At 65.1% G+C, this 17,170-nt stretch carries 15 protein-coding genes; 11 read left to right on the forward strand and 4 right to left on the reverse strand.

All coding sequences use genetic code 11. The annotated features are described in order from the left end of the window. Positions 1 to 112: 112 nt before the first annotated feature. The 8 genes from EWH21_RS07480 to EWH21_RS07515 all read left to right on the forward strand — a co-directional run bounded on the left by EWH21_RS07480 (position 113) and on the right by EWH21_RS07515 (position 8,052). Positions 113 to 925 carry an SDR family oxidoreductase gene (locus tag EWH21_RS07480; RefSeq protein WP_277700199.1) on the forward strand — a complete coding sequence of 271 codons (813 nt, stop codon included), beginning with the start codon at positions 113 to 115 and terminating at the stop codon, positions 923 to 925. Between the two features lie 130 nt (positions 926 to 1,055). Beyond that, entirely contained in the window at positions 1,056 to 2,189 is a 1,134-nt protein-coding gene (locus EWH21_RS07485; RefSeq protein ID WP_047592669.1) for an MFS transporter, read from the forward strand. Between the two features lie 72 nt (positions 2,190 to 2,261). After that, on the forward strand, positions 2,262 to 2,690 hold the full coding sequence (locus EWH21_RS07490; RefSeq protein ID WP_037047227.1) for a hypothetical protein: 429 nt from the start codon (positions 2,262 to 2,264) through the stop codon (positions 2,688 to 2,690). 9 nt (positions 2,691 to 2,699) lie between these two features. Then, a complete protein-coding gene (locus tag EWH21_RS07495; RefSeq protein WP_037047228.1) occupies positions 2,700 to 3,032 on the forward strand; it encodes a YnfA family protein in 333 nt (110 codons plus the stop codon). Positions 3,033 to 3,191: 159 nt separating this feature from the next. Continuing rightward, positions 3,192 to 4,490, forward strand: coding sequence for a porin (locus tag EWH21_RS07500; RefSeq protein ID WP_277700200.1), 1,299 nt, complete (start codon positions 3,192 to 3,194; stop codon positions 4,488 to 4,490). Positions 4,491 to 4,706: 216 nt separating this feature from the next. Beyond that, positions 4,707 to 5,840, forward strand: coding sequence for a GNAT family N-acetyltransferase (locus EWH21_RS07505; RefSeq protein ID WP_277700201.1), 1,134 nt, complete (start codon positions 4,707 to 4,709; stop codon positions 5,838 to 5,840). 411 nt (positions 5,841 to 6,251) lie between these two features. Continuing rightward, the gene (putP, locus tag EWH21_RS07510; RefSeq protein ID WP_037047237.1) at positions 6,252 to 7,736 is read left to right on the forward strand and encodes a sodium/proline symporter PutP; all 1,485 of its coding nucleotides are present in this window, start codon (positions 6,252 to 6,254) and stop codon (positions 7,734 to 7,736) included. A 103-nt stretch (positions 7,737 to 7,839) separates the two neighbouring features. Beyond that, the gene (locus EWH21_RS07515; protein WP_037047239.1) at positions 7,840 to 8,052 is read left to right on the forward strand and encodes a VF530 family protein; all 213 of its coding nucleotides are present in this window, start codon (positions 7,840 to 7,842) and stop codon (positions 8,050 to 8,052) included. Between the two features lie 6 nt (positions 8,053 to 8,058). Here EWH21_RS07515 and EWH21_RS07520 read toward each other — a convergent pair whose 3' ends face one another. Then, complete coding sequence (locus EWH21_RS07520; protein ID WP_277700202.1) at positions 8,059 to 8,943, reverse strand: alpha/beta fold hydrolase; 885 nt, start codon at positions 8,941 to 8,943, stop codon at positions 8,059 to 8,061. Positions 8,944 to 9,038: 95 nt separating this feature from the next. After that, entirely contained in the window at positions 9,039 to 12,137 is a 3,099-nt protein-coding gene (locus EWH21_RS07525) for a transglycosylase domain-containing protein (protein ID WP_277700203.1), read from the reverse strand. Between the two features lie 171 nt (positions 12,138 to 12,308). Between EWH21_RS07525 and EWH21_RS07530 the strand changes: the two genes are divergently transcribed. Both EWH21_RS07530 and EWH21_RS07535 read left to right on the forward strand, forming a co-directional pair. After that, entirely contained in the window at positions 12,309 to 12,989 is a 681-nt protein-coding gene (locus EWH21_RS07530; protein WP_037047246.1) for a methyltransferase domain-containing protein, read from the forward strand. A 66-nt stretch (positions 12,990 to 13,055) separates the two neighbouring features. After that, on the forward strand, positions 13,056 to 13,877 hold the full coding sequence (locus tag EWH21_RS07535) for an aldo/keto reductase (protein WP_277700204.1): 822 nt from the start codon (positions 13,056 to 13,058) through the stop codon (positions 13,875 to 13,877). A gap of 26 nt (positions 13,878 to 13,903) precedes the next feature. On the opposite strand, the gene EWH21_RS07540 is transcribed toward EWH21_RS07535, so the two are convergent. Next, positions 13,904 to 14,860 carry a hypothetical protein gene (locus tag EWH21_RS07540; RefSeq protein ID WP_037047249.1) on the reverse strand — a complete coding sequence of 319 codons (957 nt, stop codon included), beginning with the start codon at positions 14,858 to 14,860 and terminating at the stop codon, positions 13,904 to 13,906. A 20-nt stretch (positions 14,861 to 14,880) separates the two neighbouring features. Further along, positions 14,881 to 16,596 (reverse strand): proline--tRNA ligase, encoded by a 1,716-nt coding sequence (locus EWH21_RS07545; RefSeq protein WP_037047250.1) that lies wholly within the window; start codon positions 16,594 to 16,596, stop codon positions 14,881 to 14,883. Between the two features lie 143 nt (positions 16,597 to 16,739). On the opposite strand from EWH21_RS07545, the gene EWH21_RS07550 reads away from it, so the two are divergent. Next, positions 16,740 to 17,147: a PaaI family thioesterase gene (locus tag EWH21_RS07550; protein WP_134677430.1), complete on the forward strand. Its 408-nt coding sequence runs from the start codon at positions 16,740 to 16,742 to the stop codon at positions 17,145 to 17,147. The last annotated feature ends 23 nt before the right edge of the window (positions 17,148 to 17,170 follow it).

Here is a 17,170-nt window from a genome sequence, read left to right on the forward strand (position 1 = left end):
CCCGCCGTGGCAATTTGCCTTGCCTATTCATGAGTCTGATGGAGGGCGGTGTCCCCGGTCTTCCTCGCTACACTCTCTGGCATTCCCACAGGACATGTAAGGCAGGTTCGCTATGCAAAACCGCATGATGATCACGGGGGCCGGTTCCGGCCTGGGGCGCGAGATTGCCTTGCGCTGGGCTCGCGATGGCTGGCGCCTGGCGCTGGCGGACGTCAACGAGGCTGGCCTGGCGGAAACCCTCAAGCTGGTGCGCGAGGCCGGCGGCGACGGCTTCACGCGCCGCTGTGACGTGCGTGACTACAGCCAGCTGACGGCACTGGCGCAGGCCTGCGACGAGCAGTTCGGCGGCATCGACATCATCGTCAACAATGCGGGGGTGGCTTCCGGTGGCTTCTTCAGCGAGCTGTCGCTGGAGGACTGGGACTGGCAGATCTCGATCAACCTGATGGGCGTGGTCAAGGGCTGCAAGGCCTTTCTGCCGCTGCTGGAGAAGAGCAAGGGCAAGATCGTCAACATCGCCTCGATGGCGGCACTGATGCAGGGGCCGGCGATGAGCAACTACAACGTGGCCAAAGCCGGCGTGGTGGCGCTGTCGGAGAGCCTGCTGGTGGAGTTGCGGCAGCAGGAGATCGGCGTGCATGTGGTCTGCCCGTCGTTCTTCCAGACCAACCTGCTGGACTCCTTCCGCGGCCCGACCCCGGCGATGAAGGCCCAGGTCGGCAAGCTGCTGGAAAGCTCGCCGATCAGCGCGGCGGACATCGCCGGCTACATCCATGACGAGCTGGCCAAGGGCAGCTTCATGATCCTGCCGCACGAGATGGGGCGCATGGCCTGGGCGCTGAAGCAGAAGAACCCGCAGGCGCTCTACGACGAGATGGCCGGCATGGCCGAGAAGATGCGCGGCAAGGCCCGAACCGTCAGCTGACCAACAGGTCAGTTATTTGCCCCTGCAGGCTTGCCTGGCAAGGTCTGCGGGGGTAGGGTGACGGCCCCGGCCTGCCTGCCGCCCTGACCTTGGATACACCGTGAAACCAGCCTCTCGGGCCCTGCTGTTGATGGCCCTGGTGCTGGCGGCGATCAATTTGCGCCCCGGCATCACCTCCCTCGCGCCTCTCATCGAACGCATCGCCGACGAACTGTCGCTCAGTCGCGGTTTCATCAGCCTGACCACGGCACTGCCGGTGCTGTGCATGGGCCTGTTGGCCCCGCTGGCGCCCCGTCTGGCCGTGCGCTGGGGGCTGGAGCGCACCATCATGCTCTGCCTGGCCCTGATCGGCCTGGCCCTGCTGGCCCGTCTGGCCGCGCACCAGAGCGCCGTGCTGATCGGCAGTGCCATTGCCCTGGGCGCTGCCATTGCGGTCGCCGGGCCCTTGCTGTCCGGCTTCATCAAACGCCATTTCGCCGGTCAGATGAGCCGTGTGGTGGGCTGGTACTCGCTGGGCATGGCCATCGGTGGCGCCGGTGGTGCCGTGCTGACCGCGCCGGCGACGCAGCTGTTCGGTGACGCCTGGCACCTGGGGTTGGCCATATGGGCGCTGCCGGCGCTGCTTGGGGTGATGCTCTGGCTGTGCCTGCCCAACCAGAGTGGCAGTACGGAGGAGCGCGAGGGCGGCGGGCTGCCCTGGCGCCAGCCGCGCGCCTGGCTGATCAGCGGCTTCTTCGCGATTCAGGCCGGTCTGTTCTATGCCATCGCGACCTGGGCCGTGGCGCGCTACCACGAAGCGGGCCTGAGCATGCTGCACAGCAACTCGCTGCTGAGCTTCATCATGCTGATGGGCCTGCCCAGCTCCTTCCTGCTGCCCTGGCTGGCGCAGCGCTACGACGCACGCTATCAGCTGTTGCTGGCCTGCGGCGTGATCACCTGCAGTTGTCTGGCGATGATCACCTTCCTGCCACGCGTGGTGCCGGAACTGTGGGCGGTGATCATGGGCTTCTCCCTGGGCGGCTCCTTCGCCCTGTCGCTGGTGTTGCCGCTGTACGAGGCAGGCTCGCCGCTGGCGGTCAGCCGCTGGACCGCGATGATGCTCTTCACCGGATATGGTCTCGGCTGCCTGACGCCGATTCTCACCGGTCTGGCGCGGGACCTCTCGGGCAGCTACCAGTTGCCGTTCATGGTGCTCACGGCCCTGGCCCTGGTGATGATCCTGATGGCCTGGCTGCTGGGGCGCGGTCGACGCCGGCAACGCTAGAATTCGCGCCAGTTCCTTTCTTGCCCTGGCAGGCTGTGTTAGAAGGCTTTCTGCTTATTCAGGAGTGCCGGTGTGGAGTCAGAATCCATCGTCTATGGCTGTATCCGCGACTGGCCCTCGGATGATCCCGAGCTACGTCGCTTGCGTCGTGAAACCAACCATGGCGTGCTCGCCGAACTGCCGGCCGGTGAACTCTGGCCGTTTCTTGGTCGCGAGATGTTCTCCTTCTGCGAACTGCCGGGGGCGGGGCTCTACCAGACCCAGGTGATCCACTTCGGCGCCAGCTACGGCGCGGTGGAGTACGAATGGAACCTGTGGATCGAGGCCTTCGAGGCGCTGCTCAAGCGTCTGTACTGGGCCAGCGCGGTGGTCCATCTGGAAACCGAGCTCAACGGTATGCACACCTTCCGCTGGGAGTCCGACAGTGGCTTTCACAGCCCGCAGGAGGGTTCCCTGCGCGTGCGGTGTGCCTGGGAGCGCGAAGGCGCCTTGCGCGGCTAGGCTGGGGCGATGATCAATTACCTGTGGTTCCTGCTCGCAGCCGCGTTCGAGATCGCAGGTTGCTACGCCTTCTGGATGTGGCTGCGGCTCGACCGCAGTGCCTGGTGGATAGTGCCGGGGCTGCTCAGCCTGGCACTGTTCGGCCTGTTGCTGACCCGCGTCGAAGCCGCCTTCGCCGGGCGCGCCTATGCGGCCTATGGCGGCGTCTACATCGTCGCCTCGCTGGCGTGGCTGGCACTGGTCGAGAAGAGTCGGCCGCTACTCAGCGACTGGCTGGGTGCAGCGCTGTGCCTGGCGGGTGCTGCGATCATCCTGCTCGGGCCGCGCATCCAGGGCCCCTGATCCGCTTATAAGCAGTGGAAGTAAAAAAGTTCCGCTGTAATCAAATCTTTATATATCGGCAACTGAGCTGAAATAACCCCCCGCCAAGATTCCCCCCAACACGAACGAGCCCATCGCTCGGGTGTTTTCAACACTTAAAGTTCAACAGGGGAATCCTCGATGATCCGTAAGCACTTCGCCGGTTTCGCAGCCAGCGCTCTGGCTCTGGCCGTCTCCGCCCAGGCTTTCGCCGGTACTGTTACCACTGACGGCGCCGATATCGTGATCAAGACCAAAGGCGGCCTGGAAGTCGGTACCACCGACAAGCAGTTCGGCTTCAAGATCGGCGGTCGTCTGCAAGCGGACTACAGCACTTTCGACGGCATCTACACCAGCAATGGTGACAACGCCGATGCGGCCTATTTCCGTCGCGCGTTCCTTGAACTGTCCGGCTACGTCTACAAGGACTGGGCTTACGTGCTCAGCTATGACTTCTCGCACAACGCCGGCAGCTCGGAAGACGGCTATTTCGACGAAGCCTCCATCGCGTACAACGGTTTCTCCCCGGTTTCCATCAAGGTCGGTCGCTTCGACCCCGAGTTCGGTCTGGAAAAAGCCACCAGCTCCAAGTGGGTCACCGCCCAGGAGCGTAACGCTGCTTACGATCTGGTCGATTGGGCCAACAGCCACCAGAACGGCATGGGTATCCAGGTTTCCGGCACCGCTGGCGACTCCCTGTACGGTTCCTTCAGCCTGAGCTCCAAGGACCAGAACGACGTCGACGGTGAAAGCACCAAGCAGTTCAACGTGCGTGGTGTCTTCGCTCCGATGCATGAAGCCGGCAACGTCCTGCACCTGGGTGTGAACTACGCTCATCGTGACCTCTCCGACACTGCCTTCGACGGCCGTATCCGCAGCCGTATGGGCATGCGCGGCGTGAGCACCAACGGCGGTAATGACGCTGGCACCAACGGCAACCGCCTGGTTCTGGGTGGTATCAACGTTTCCCCGGCTGGTTCCTACGACGATGACAGCGCCTTCGGTATCGAAGCCGCATTCGCCATGGGCCCGTTCTCGGTGCAGGGCGAATACATCAAGCGTGAGATGGAAGCCGACAGCGCTGCCTACGACGACATCGAAGGCAAGGGTTACTACGCCCAGGTGGCTTACACCCTGACCGGTGAAGCGCGTGGCTACAAACTCGGCAAGTTCGACGCCATCAAGCCTGACAACAAGCAGATTGGTGCCTGGGAACTGTTCTACCGTTACGACAACCTGTCGGTGGATGACGACAACGGCGCGCGTGCCGCGATCGGCGACATCGAAGCCAAGGTGCACAACCTGGGTGTCAACTGGTACGTGAACGACTCCGTCAAGATCAGCGGTGTGTACGTCAAGGCCAAGGTCGACAACGCGACCAACGCCAATGGCGACGACGATGGCGACGGCATGGTTTTCCGCGCACAGTACGTGTTCTAAGCAAAACCTGATCGCTCCTCTCTGAACCCCGCCATGTGCGGGGTTTTTTTATGCTGCTTGGCTTTGGAGCGGAGTGTGGCGAGCTGACGAGCGCGGCCAGGGCAGGGGCTGGTGCATGACGCTTCTCGATTGGAGTTGAGGGTTTGGCTGCTGGCAGCCATCTTGCTTGGGTGCCGTTGGATATATAGTGCAACCTCGCCTCTGGGATTCGTTGTCATGCCCGTCACCACCCTCGATTCACTTCACGCGCTCTCTGCCGATACCTGGGACGCCCTGTTGCCTGGTGCTCAGCCGTTTCTGCGGCATGCATTTCACAGCGCTCTCGAAGACAGCGGCAGTGTCGGGGGCGACAGTGGCTGGCAGCCGTCGCATCGTCTCTGGTGCGATGACCAGGGGCAGGTGAGGGCGGCGTTGCCGGCCTATCTGAAGCGGCATTCCTATGGCGAGTACGTGTTCGACCACGCCTGGGCCGATGCCTGTCGGCGCGCCGGGATCGCCTATTACCCGAAGTTGCTGGGCGCCGTGCCGTTTTCGCCGGTTGCCGGCGCGCGGCTGCTCGGGGAGCCCCGCTGCGCGGGCGCGATGCTCGATGAGCTGACGGCCGAGCTGGAGGCGCAGGGGTTGTCGAGCCTGCACATCAACTTCACCAGTCCGGCATGCGATGCGCTGCTGAACGGCCGTGACGGCTGGCTGGAGCGCCTGGGCTGCCAGTTTCACTGGAACAATCGCGGTTACCGTGACTTTCAGGACTTTCTCGACGCGCTCAGCTCGCGCAAGCGCAAGCAACTGCGCAAGGAACGTGAGCAGGTCGCGGGGCAGGGCATCGAGTTCGAGCGACGCCTGGGTCACCAGCTGAGCGAGCAGGAGTGGGACTTCGTCTACCACTGCTACGCCAACACCTATCACGTACGGGGGCAGGCGCCCTATCTGACGCGGGCCTTCTTCAGCCTGCTGGCCGAGCGCATGCCGGAGATGATTCGCCTGGTGTTCGCGCAGTTGCGCGGTCGGCCGGTGGCCATGGCATTCAGCCTGGTGGACGGGGATACCTTCTATGGCCGCTACTGGGGCTGCCTGGCCGAATTCGACCGGCTGCATTTCGAAACCTGCTTCTACCAGGGCATGGAACTGGCCATCGCCGAAGGCTTGCGGCGTTTCGATGCCGGCGCGCAAGGGGAGCACAAGCTGATCCGGGGTTTCGAACCGGTCATCACGCGTTCCTGGCACTATCTCTGCCATCCGGGGCTGCGTGCTGCCGTCACCGACTTCCTCGTGCAGGAGCGTTCCGGCGTGCTGTCCTATGCCGAAGAAGCACGCAGCTACCTGCCGTTTCGCCATGCCGGCGAGAGTTGACCAGTCGCTCAGGTAGTGCCGGCGGGCATGCAGCAGCCGTTCGCCGGAAGTTCCCCTGGGCGTAGGTTTCTGCAAAAACTCCAGAGCTTTCGGCAAGAAGCCCGTTCGGTTCTGCCACTAAATTCCGCCCTTCACTTTCGTTACGACCGTTTTTACCCTTATGTATTGGTCAGACCAGCGTTGCTGGGCTAGACCCATAGCCAGGGGCGTTGCGTGATTGCAGCACGGTCGTGACGCGATTCGGTGGCCGCAGGCGTCAGCCAGGGAGATCGGGAAGCGTGCTTCCTGATCGTGCTCACCCGGCATCGGTGTGACGAGGAAAAGAGACCGGAGCCCGCATCCGCACAGGCGGATGCAGCATGCCTTCAGGGCTCGGTGCCCGAGAACAACAAACGAGAGGGGAGCCCCCCAATGACAGCTAGTACTCCAATGCTCGTCACCTTCGTGGTGTACATCGCAGCCATGGTACTGATCGGCCTGATCGCCTATCTGCGTACCAAGAACCTTTCCGATTACATCCTGGGTGGCCGCAGCCTCGGCAGCTTCGTGACCGCGCTGTCCGCAGGTGCCTCCGACATGAGCGGCTGGCTGCTCATGGGCCTGCCGGGCGCGATCTTCGTTGCCGGTATTTCCGAAAGCTGGATTGCCATCGGCCTGGTCATCGGCGCCTACCTCAACTGGCTGTTCGTCGCCGGTCGCCTGCGCGTGCAGACCGAGCACAATGGCAACGCCCTGACCCTGCCTGACTACTTCACCAACCGCTTCGAAGACAACAGCCGCATCCTGCGCATCTTCTCGGCAGTGGTCATTCTGGTGTTCTTCACCATCTACTGCGCCTCCGGCGTGGTGGCTGGCGCCCGTCTGTTCGAAAGCACCTTCGGCATGAGCTACGAAACCGCCCTGTGGGCCGGTGCCGCAGCGACCATCGCCTACACCTTCATCGGTGGCTTCCTGGCGGTGAGCTGGACCGACACCGTGCAGGCCACCCTGATGATCTTCGCCCTGATCCTGACCCCGGTATTCGTGCTGATCGGCACCGGTGGCTTCGATCCGGCGATGACCGCCATCGAGGCGGTCGACCCGAGCCACTTCGACATGCTCAAGGGCGCCACCTTCATCGGCGTGATCTCGCTGATGGCCTGGGGCCTGGGCTACTTCGGCCAGCCGCACATCCTGGCGCGCTTCATGGCCGCCGATTCGGTCAAGTCGATCCCGGCTGCCCGTCGCATCTCCATGACCTGGATGATCCTGACCCTGGCCGGTGCCGTGGCCGTCGGTTTCTTCGGCATCGCCTACTTCTCCGCGCATCCTGAACTGGCCGGCCCGGTCGGCGAGAACCCGGAGCGCGTCTTCATCGAGCTGTCCAAGCTGCTGTTCAACCCCTGGATCGCCGGTATCCTGCTGTCCGCCATCCTGGCCGCGGTGATGAGCACCCTGAGCTGCCAGCTGCTGGTGTGCTCCAGTGCGCTGACCGAGGACTTCTACAAGGCATTCCTGCGCAAGGGCGCTTCGCAGTCCGAGCTGGTCTGGGTCGGCCGCGGCATGGTGCTGCTGGTCGCGCTGGTCGCCATCGCCCTGGCCGCCAACCCGGAAAACCGCGTACTTGGCCTGGTGTCCTACGCCTGGGCCGGCTTCGGTGCCGCCTTCGGTCCGGTGGTGATCCTCTCGCTGCTGTGGAAAGGCATGACGCGCAATGGCGCGCTGGCCGGCATGCTGGTCGGTGCCACCACCGTGATCGTGTGGAAGAACTGGATTGGCATGGGGCTGTACGAGATCATCCCGGGCTTCATCCTCGCCACCCTGGCGATCGTGATCTTCAGCCGCATCGGTCAGGCCCCGAGCCAGTCGATGCTCAGCCGCTTCGATGAGGCCGAGAAGGAATACAAGTCGGCGTAAGTGCGCTGGCTGTAGCCGAAGGCGATGACTGGCAGACAGTCATCGCCTTTTTCTTTGCGCTGGCGTTAAGGTAGGCGCCTGCCATTTCGCAACGGATGTCCGCATGACCAGCAACGACCCTCTCCACGGCCTGACCCTGCAGGCGATTCTCGGCGCATTGGTGGAACGCCTGGGCTGGGATGGCCTGGCGCGGCAGATCGATGTGCGCTGTTTCAAGCATGAGCCCAGCATCAAGTCGAGCCTGGCCTTCCTGCGCAAGACGCCCTGGGCCCGTGCCAAGGTCGAGCAGCTCTACCTCCAGCAGTTCAAGTCCTGAGTCCGCTCAGTTGGGCGACAGGCCAAGCGTCTGCAGCGCCTGACGGTAGTTCGCACCGGCCATGCGCAGGCCGTTGTTGTGGTTGGCGCCGTCGATCAGCAGCAGTTGCTTGGGTTCACTGGCCGCAGCGAACAGCTCCTCGCTGAAGCGCGACGGCACGTAGCGATCATCACGACCGTGGGCGATCAGCACCGGCACACCGACTGCGCCAATCTTGCCGAGCGAGTCGAAGTCCTGCGACAGCAGCCAGCGCACGGGCAGCGAGGTATGGGTGACTGCAGCGGCAATGTCGCCCAGGTTGGTGAAGCTGGATTCGACGATCAGCCCGCCGGCTTGTGCGCTGCTGTGTTCACTGGCCAGTTCATGGGCCAGGTTGACGGCCACGGCACCTCCGAGGGAGTGGCCATAGATGAAGCGCTTGCCCGGCTCGGGTTGCAGGCGAGCCAGGTGCTGCCAGGCGATTGCAGCGTCCTGGTAGACGCTGCGCTCGGAGGGCAGCGCGCCACGACTCTGGCCGAAACCGCGGTAGTCCACGGCCAGCACCGAGAATCCCATGGCATGCAGTTGCTCGATTCGAAACAGCTGGCCCGTCAGGTTCCAGCGAGAGCCGTGCAGATAGAGCAGGGTTGGCGCGTCCTGCCGGCTGGCGGGCCACCACCAGGCATGCAGGCTTTCCTCGGCCGTCAGCTCGGGTGATTGCAGTTGCACGTCCTCGAGCCCGGCCGGCAGGCCATTGAACCAGCGGGCCGTGCCCGGCTCGATACGGAACACCAGTTCGCGCTCGGTCTGCTCCAGTTTGGCGCAGCCTATCGGCAGCAATACCAGCAGGCACGCGAGGATGATCAGGCTCAGGCGACGACGGCGCAGCAGGGCCAGCCAGGACAGGGGCATGGGCGACACTCACGAAAGAAAGACGGTGGTGCTGCCATGGACTGCACAGGCGCTGCCGGGTTTCCTGCGCCTGCCCCCGCGCTGGTTACCAGGTGTTACCGCCTGCTGATCTGAGGGGCGCTCAGGGGCGCCTGGCATCCGGTCGCGCTGCCTGGCTCCAGATAGGGCGCGAGTATCGGCGCCATGCCCTTGAGCACCTGCACCGGCAGCGCCGAGGTGAAGGTGAAGCGCTCGGCTTCTCGCCCCGGCACGAAGGCGGTGAGCGTGCCGTAATGGCGCGGGCCGAGGAAGAACACGAAGGTGGCCGTGCGGTTCATCGCCCGTGAGCTGATCACCCGGCCGCCGGCGCCAACGCTCTCGACTCGGTTGTCACCAGTGCCGGTCTTGCCGCCGAGTGTCAGGCTGTGGCCGTCCTGCAGCTGGAAGCTGCCCTGCAGCCGGCGCGCGGTGCCTCCCTCCACCACCTGGGACAGGGCGTCGCGCAACGCGGCGGCGACTTCGGAGGCCATCACCCGCCTACCTCCCCGAGTATCGCGCTCGACGCGGGTCTCGTAGGGCGTGTCGGTGGCGAAGTGCAGCGCATCGATGCGCAGGACGGGTTGGCGAATGCCGTCGTTGAGGATGATGCCCATCAGCTCCGCCAGCGCTGCCGGCCGATCCCCGGAGCTGCCCAGCGCGGTGGCCAGCGACGGCACCAGATGCTGGAAGGGGTAGCCCAGGTTCTGCCAGCGGCGATGGATGTCGGAGAAGGCTTCGACTTCCAGCATGATGCGGATGCGACTGTCGCGCGCGCTCTTGTGGCGGCTGCGCAGCAGCCAGCCGTAGACCTCCTGGCGCTCGTCGACGCTGGCGGCGACGGCGTCGTTGAAACTGGCCTGCGGGTGGTCGATCAGGTAGCCCAGCAGCCACAGCTCCAGCGGGTGCACACGGGCGATGTAGCCCTGGTCGGGGAGGCTGTAGGCGCCAGGCCCGTAGTCCTGGTAGAGGCGCGTGATGCGCTGCTCGCTGAGCCGTTCCTGCGGCAGCTGGGCGCGCAGGAATGCGGCGAAGCTGGCCTCGTCGGCGTGCGGCAGCAGATAGCGGTGCACGGCGGCGAGGCGCACCGAGGTCTGGCGCAGGCCGCTGATGAAGGTCTCCAGGCGCTGTTGCTCGGGCTGGCCCTGGTACTTGCGCCAGAAGCGCAGGAGAAAGGTGCGTCCTTCGCGGTCGGCGAAGCGCTGCAGGTATTTCAGGCGGCGCGGGTCCTTGTCGTCCTTGAGCAGCTCGGCGCTGTTCTGGTAGGTGCTGTAGCGCACCAGATCGCGCATCAGGCGTACGAAGGGCAGGTTGATCGACTCGCGCAGGGCCTCGCGCAGGGTCGGGTTGCGGCCGTTGTCCTCGCGGCGGAAGTTGCCGAAGCTGTGCAGGCCGCCGCCGGTGAAGAAGCGTTCGTTGGGATTGGCCGAGTAGCGCCGCTCCAGCGCCGCCTGCAGCATGCCGGCCAGCTCCGCCTGCGGGTTGGCCTGCAGGTAGTCGACCGCCCAGCGGCTGAGGTGATCCTGGCGGGCGATGTCCACTTCACGCAACTCGGCCGGGGTCTTGCCTGCGTGCTGCCGATGCAGTTCGGCGATGATCTCCAGGTAGGTGGCCAGCACGCGCAGCTTGGCGGTCGAGCCCAGTTCGAGCTTGCTGCCCTCGTTGATATCGAACGGCTGGTCGGTGCTGTCAGTCTGCACCCGCACCCGACTGCCGGTCGCGGTGCGCTCGAACAGGGTGAAGCTGTAGCGCACCTCCGCGGTCTTCTCCGGGGACAGCAGGCGCTCGCCGAACAGGCCGATCTGCCCGGCGAACTGCGGTTCGGCCAGTTGCTGCAGGTAGTGGCTGACCTGCTGCTGCAGGTCGTACTGCAGGGTGCTGCTGGCGGCAAGGTCGAGGCGGTCGAGGTCGTAGAACGGCATGCCCAGCAGGTTGGAGAGGCGCGAGCGGGCGACGCTGATGCCTTTGTCGTTCTCCTGCACGCGCAGGTTGGGCTCCAGTTGCCAGTCCCGATAGACCAGGCGCTGGCCCAAGGCGGCGTCCAGCAGGTCGTGGTCGATCAGCCCGCCACTGGCCAGCAGGCGGATGTGGCTCTCGGTCAGGTCCTCCAGGTCGTGCCGGCCCTGGGCCAAGTAATAGGATGGGCGGCGCTGGGCGATCATCAGCGACAACACCTGGCGCAGCGCCAGGCCCCGTTCGGCGAGGCTGGCCTCGGTCGAGCGGGCGGGATCGAGCAGGGCATTGCTGCGTTCGAAGTCCGCCCCGTACCAGATGCGCAGGCCGTCCGCCAGGCCGTGCACCTCGCCATGGCCTGGCGCAGCGGAGAGCGGCACGCTGTTGAGGTAGTCGCGCACGATGCGCTGGCGCGTCTCCAGCGTCTGCGGCCCCTGCTGGTAGGCGCGCACGCTGGCGGAAATCATCTGCCGCAGCTTTTCCCCGGCGGACAGGGTCAGCCCGTCCGGGGAGTGACGGTACTTCTCCAGCTGGGTTGCCAGCGTGCTGCCGCCGGCCGACTGGTCCTGAAGGTCGAGCACCTTGCCCACCTGGGACAGTGCGGCAATGGCGAAGCGTGGCCAGTCCACCGCCGGGTTGGCCAGCGGTTGCGCCTGGTCGAGCAGGTGACGGTTCTCGATGAACAGCAGGCTGTTCACCACCAGGGGCGGAATGCTGGCGAAATCGGCATAGCCCTGGCGCGGATAGAGAAATGTGTAGAAGGGGCTGCCACGGCAGTCACTGATGCTCAGGCCACTCTGGCTCTTCTCGGTGAACGGCGGGAAGAGGCCGCGGCGGGTGTAGGCCAGCAGTGCGTCGGAGAAGCGCGACTGCGCGCTGATCAGGTAGTCGCGCTGCTGCAGGCGCTCCAGCATCAGCGGCAGGTAGGCATAGCCCTGGCGCTTGTCGAACGGCCCATCGGACGGGTAGACGATGCGTTCGCTGGGGCCGGGCTCGACCTGGTAGCCGAGGCTGGCCGCATAGCGGCTCAGCTCGCGTGACTGGAAGTGCGCGCTGCGCGACTCGTATACCAGCAGCGCCGTGCCGAGCAGCACCAGCAAGGTCAGCAGGAGATAGAGGTAGGTGCGCCAGCGACGCTTGCTGGTCGGCGCACCAGACGGGTCCTGCAGGTCGGGCGAGCGGACCAGGACACCGTGCTGCGGGTTGGATTGCCATGATGCGCCCATATACCACCGGCCTGGCCTGTCGGCCTCATGTGAACTGCACCAGTGCTCGCGTGCCGGCAGCACTGCGCTCGTCGCCACTCATGCACTACAGCTTAGTCGATGGCGCCTGCGGTATTGCTCCGCCAACAGGGCTGCTAGACTCGCTGCAACGCAAGATGCAGGGGGCCCCGCATGCAGCGCGACCATCGAGAACAGCTTCAGCAGAGCTGGCAGGCCAACGCCGATGCCTGGGCTGCCGCCGTGCGCGAGCAGCGCATCGAGAGCCGTCGCCTGGTCACCGATGCCGCCATCATCCAGGCGGTGCTGGCGCTGCAGCCCAGGCGTGTGCTGGACATCGGTTGCGGCGAGGGTTGGCTGTGCCGGGGGCTGGCGGAGCATGGCATCGAGCCGGTGGGCGTGGATGCTTCGGCACCCCTGATCGAAGCCGCTCGTGCCGCCTGCGACGGGCGCAGCCAGTACCGTGTCTGTGGCTATGCCGAGCTGGATCAGCATGCCGAGCAGCTCGGGCGTTTCGAGGTGCTGGTGTGCAATTTCGCCTTGCTGGAGGAGCCCCTGCAGCCGGTGTTGCAGAGCCTGCATGCCCTGCTCGCACCTGGCGGCAGCCTGCTGATTCAGACCTTGCACCCCTGGCGCGCCAGCCATGGCGAACCCTATCAGGATGGCTGGCGGGTGGAGGACTTCGCCGGTTTTGGCGAGGGCTTTCAGGCGCCCATGCCCTGGTTCTTCCGCACCTTGCAATCCTGGCTGACGCTGTTCGGCGAGACCGGCTGGCGCCTGGAATGGCTGCAGGAGCCGTTGCACCCCGAAAGCGTCCAGCCGGTTTCCCTGCTGCTTCTGCTCAAGCCACTCTGAACCGGCGACGTTCGTCGGCCATGGCGTGGCAGTGAGCCGCGCGCTCAATCACTCGAGGATCTGTCGATGCGCAAGATTGAACTGGCTGGTACCCGGGTACCGGTGATCGGGCAGGGCACCTGGCGCATGGGGGAAGACCGGCAGCAGCGTGCGCGCGAGGTCGCGTCGCTGCGTGAGGGGCTGGACCTGGGCATGACGCTGATCGACAGCGCCGAGATGTATGGCGAGGGTGGTGCCGAGCAGGTAGTGGGAGAAGCCATTGCCGGGCGTCGTGACGAGGTGTTCCTGGTCAGCAAGGTGTACCCGCACAATGCCAGCCTGGACGGTGTGCAGGCGGCCTGCGAGCGCAGCCTCAAGCGCCTTGGCTGCGAACGTATCGACCTGTATCTGCTGCACTGGCGTGGGCGTTTTCCGCTGGCGGAAACCGTGGCAGGCTTCGAGCGCTTGCGCGAACAGGGCAAGATCGGCGCCTGGGGTGTTTCCAACTTCGACCTGGACGATCTGCTGGAGCTGGATCAGCCGGGCTGCAGCACCAATCAGGTGCTGTACAACCTTGAGGCACGTGGCATCGAATATGACCTGCTGCCCTGGCAGCAGCGTGCTGCGATGCCGTTGATGGCCTACTGCCCGCTCAGTCAGGCGGGGGCGTTGCTGCACGCGCCTGCGTTGTGCGCGGTCGCCGAGCGGCATGGGGTGACGCCGGCCCAGGTGGCACTGGCCTGGACGCTCAGGCAGGACGGGGTGATCGCCATTCCCAAGGCGGTTGGCAGCGCGCACCTGCGCGACAACGTGGCGGCGGCTGCCATTGTCCTCGATACGCACGACCTGGAGTCGCTGGATGCGGCCTTCGCGCCGCCGCAGCGCAAGCGTCCGCTGGAGATGGTCTAGCGCCCCGGAGCGGGGCAGGCCGGTGGTCAGTTGGCCGGGTCGGCGGCCAGACGCCCGGCATCCTTGAGCAGGGCCTTGAGGAAGGCATCCTGCAGCTCGGGGTCGTTGCGGGTCAGCTCGATCAGGCTCTGCTCCAGCTCGCTGGCTTCTTCCTCCAGGCCCAGATCGGAAAGGCGTTTGACCCGGTGTACCCACTGGGCGACATCATCGCCTTCGAGGTCGTCGAAGATCAGGTCGTGCGCCTCGCGCAGCTTGCCGCGCAGGGTGTGGCTGACCATCAGGGTCGTCTCGGCGCGGGCCAGGTCGTCGCCCAGGCGCTCCTCGACGCTCAGCTGCAACAGGTTCAGTCGCGTGATGTCCTGCTCGGTGAACGGGCTGTCCAGCAGATTGAGACGCAGCACGCCGGTGCTGTCGGTAAGCAGCTCGAAGCGTTGCTCCCCAGCCTGGACCTGTACCGCTCGTTCAGCCCAGGGCAGGTTGGTGTACTCCATGCGCCGGTCGCGCTGCAGCTCCTCGATGCTCGCCAGGTTCTGCTCGGCACGGCCGTTGGATTCCACGTTCATGAACGGATTCAGGCCCGCCATGCCGTAGCTGATCCAGTCGCGGGTCGCGGTTTCCGGCAGGCTGCCGAGCAGGACCACGTTGAGCACGTTGGCGCCGACGCCGGCCACGACCGCGACGGCCCCCACCGGCACCTCGTAAAGCTCGCGCCAGGGCTGATAGGGCGTGTAGCGGTCGTAACGGCGCGTCACCTCGAATGCGGTGACTTCGTAGCTCTTCTGGTCATGCACGCGGATACGCCGTTGCGGCAGCTCCAACACCTTGGGCTCGCCCGTATCGATCTGCAGCTGGTGATCCAGCAGCTTGCGTTCGATACGCTCCTCATGCTCGCTGCGCTGGGGGAGCTGGTTGGCGCAGCCGCTGAGAAAGAGGGCGCCGCACAGTGCGGCGCCAGTCAGGCGAAGGTTGTTGCTCGTGTGCATGATGTCTCGGTGCTACGTGATCAGCGGCTGATACGGGCTTGCAGGAAGGACAGGATCTCCGCCAGCGGTACGGCTTGCGGCTCGGTTTCGGCGCGGCTCTTGTACTCGAGGTTGCCCTCTGCCAGGCCGCGATCGCTGACCACCACGCGATGCGGGATGCCGATCAGCTCCATGTCGGCGAACTTGATGCCGGGGCTGGTCTTCTTGTCGCGATCGTCGAGCAGCACCTCGAAGCCCGCTGCGGTCAGTTGCGCATACAGTTTGTCGGTGGCTTCGCGCACCTGCTCGGTTTCGTAGCGCAGCGGTACCAGGGCGATGTGGAAGGGCGCCAGGGCGTCGTTCCAGCGGATGCCACGCTCGTCGAAGTTCTGCTCGATGGCGGCGGCCACGACACGCGATACGCCAATGCCGTAGCAGCCCATGCTCAGGGTCACCGGCTTGCCGTTCTCGCCGAGCACCTGGCAGTTCATCGCTTCGCTGTACTTGGTGCCCAGCTGGAAGATGTGCCCGACTTCGATGCCGCGCTTGATCTCCAGGGTGCCCTGGCCGTCCGGGCTGGGGTCGCCCGCGAGGACGTTGCGCAGGTCGGCGACGGCGGGCAGGGGCAGGTCACGCTCCCAGTTGACGCCGAAGTAGTGCTTGTCCTCGATGTTGGCGCCCGAGGCGAAGTCGCTCATCAGGGCGACACTGCGGTCGATCACGCAGGGAATCGGCAGGTTGACCGGGCCCAGCGAGCCGGGGCCGGCGCCGATGGCGGCACGAATCTCGGCCTCGCTGGCCATCTGCAGGGGGCTGGCAACGAGTTCCAGGTTGGCGGCCTTGATCTCGTTCAGCTCGTGGTCACCACGTACCACCAGCGCGATCAGCTTGCCTTCCTCGGCGGCGTGCACCACCAGGGTCTTGATGGTCTTTTCGATGGCCAGGCCGAAACCGTTGACCAGCGCCTCGATGGTCTTGGTGTCCGGGGTATCGACCAGACGCATTTCCTCGGTCGCGGCGCCGCGCGCGCTTTCACGCGGCACGGCCTCGGCCTTCTCGATGTTGGCGGCATAGTCGGAGACGGTGCTGAACGCGATGTCGTCCTCACCGGATTCGGCCAGCACGTGGAACTCGTGCGAGCCGGTGCCGCCAATGGAGCCGGTGTCGGCCTGCACCGGACGGTAGTCCAGGCCCAGGCGGCTGAACACGTTGCAGTACGCCTGGTGCATGCGGTCGTAGGTTTCCTGCAGCGACGCCTGGTCGGCATGGAAGGAGTAGGCGTCCTTCATGATGAACTCGCGGCCGCGCATCAGGCCGAAGCGCGGACGAATCTCGTCACGGAACTTGGTCTGGATCTGGTAGAAGTTGATCGGCAGCTGCTTGTAGCTGTTCAGCTCGTTGCGCGCCAGATCGGTGATCACTTCCTCGTGGGTCGGGCCGACGCAGAACTCGCGGTCATGACGGTCATGAACCCGCAGCAGTTCGGGGCCGTACTGCACCCAGCGACCGGATTCCTGCCACAGTTCGGCGGGCTGGATGGCCGGCATCAGCACTTCCAGCGCGCCGGCGGCATTCATTTCCTCGCGCACCACGTTCTCAACCTTGCGCAGCACGCGCAGGCCCATCGGCAGCCAGGTGTACAGGCCGGAGGCCAGTTTGCGGATCATGCCGGCACGCAGCATCAGCTGGTGGCTGATCACCACGGCATCGGAGGGAGTTTCTTTCAGGGTCGAGAGCAGGAACTGACTGGTACGCATGTTTGGCCGTTCTGTCGGTTGCTAGGGCTTGGAGTAGGCCGGCATTGTACGGTGCCTGTACAGTGGCGTACAGGACGGTTGCAGGTACTGCGACCGGCATTGGGCGCGGCGCTGCGTTAATCCAGGAGGGCGATGCTGTGGGACTGACTGCGCGTGAGGTTCAGACATTGATTCGGGCCGGGTTGCCCATGGCCGAGGACATCGACCTGCGTATCGACCGGCTCGACGAGGCGGGGGTGCTGGCGCGGGTTCCCTTTCATGCCAAATTGGTGCGTCCGGGCGGCACCTTGTCGGGGCCGACCATCATGGCGCTGGGCGATGCGGCGATGTACGCCGTGGTACTGGGGCGTCTGGGGCGCGTGGAGATGGCGGTGACCTCCAATCTCAACATCAACTTCCTGGTCAAACCTCAGCCGGTGGACCTGCTGGCCGAGGCGAGCATCCTGCGCCTGAGCCGGCGCCAGGCCGTCTGTGAGGTTTCGCTGTATTCGGCGGGGAACGAGGCTGAGCTGGTGGCTCACGTGACCGGGACATATGCGTTGCCGATCTGACGCAGCATCCTGCCCATAAAAAG

Source organism: Pseudomonas sp. REST10 (assembly GCF_029542605.1).
GTDB lineage: Bacteria > Pseudomonadota > Gammaproteobacteria > Pseudomonadales > Pseudomonadaceae > Aquipseudomonas > Aquipseudomonas khazarica.

Excerpts from the sequence above, each read along its gene's own strand:
- EWH21_RS07480 (WP_277700199.1), top strand. The coding sequence starts at position 113 with ATGCAAAACCGCATGATGATCACGGGGGCCGGTTCCGGCCTGGGGCGC.
- EWH21_RS07485 (WP_047592669.1), top strand. The coding sequence starts at position 1,056 with ATGGCCCTGGTGCTGGCGGCGATCAATTTGCGCCCCGGCATCACCTCC.
- EWH21_RS07495 (WP_037047228.1), top strand. The coding sequence starts at position 2,700 with ATGATCAATTACCTGTGGTTCCTGCTCGCAGCCGCGTTCGAGATCGCA.
- EWH21_RS07500 (WP_277700200.1), top strand. The coding sequence starts at position 3,192 with ATGATCCGTAAGCACTTCGCCGGTTTCGCAGCCAGCGCTCTGGCTCTG.
- EWH21_RS07505 (WP_277700201.1), top strand. The coding sequence starts at position 4,707 with ATGCCCGTCACCACCCTCGATTCACTTCACGCGCTCTCTGCCGATACC.
- putP (WP_037047237.1), top strand. The coding sequence starts at position 6,252 with ATGACAGCTAGTACTCCAATGCTCGTCACCTTCGTGGTGTACATCGCA.
- EWH21_RS07515 (WP_037047239.1), top strand. The coding sequence starts at position 7,840 with ATGACCAGCAACGACCCTCTCCACGGCCTGACCCTGCAGGCGATTCTC.
- EWH21_RS07520 (WP_277700202.1), bottom strand. The coding sequence starts at position 8,943 with ATGCCCCTGTCCTGGCTGGCCCTGCTGCGCCGTCGTCGCCTGAGCCTG.
- EWH21_RS07525 (WP_277700203.1), bottom strand. The coding sequence starts at position 12,137 with ATGGGCGCATCATGGCAATCCAACCCGCAGCACGGTGTCCTGGTCCGC.
- EWH21_RS07530 (WP_037047246.1), top strand. The coding sequence starts at position 12,309 with ATGCAGCGCGACCATCGAGAACAGCTTCAGCAGAGCTGGCAGGCCAAC.
- EWH21_RS07535 (WP_277700204.1), top strand. The coding sequence starts at position 13,056 with ATGCGCAAGATTGAACTGGCTGGTACCCGGGTACCGGTGATCGGGCAG.
- EWH21_RS07540 (WP_037047249.1), bottom strand. The coding sequence starts at position 14,860 with ATGCACACGAGCAACAACCTTCGCCTGACTGGCGCCGCACTGTGCGGC.
- EWH21_RS07545 (WP_037047250.1), bottom strand. The coding sequence starts at position 16,596 with ATGCGTACCAGTCAGTTCCTGCTCTCGACCCTGAAAGAAACTCCCTCC.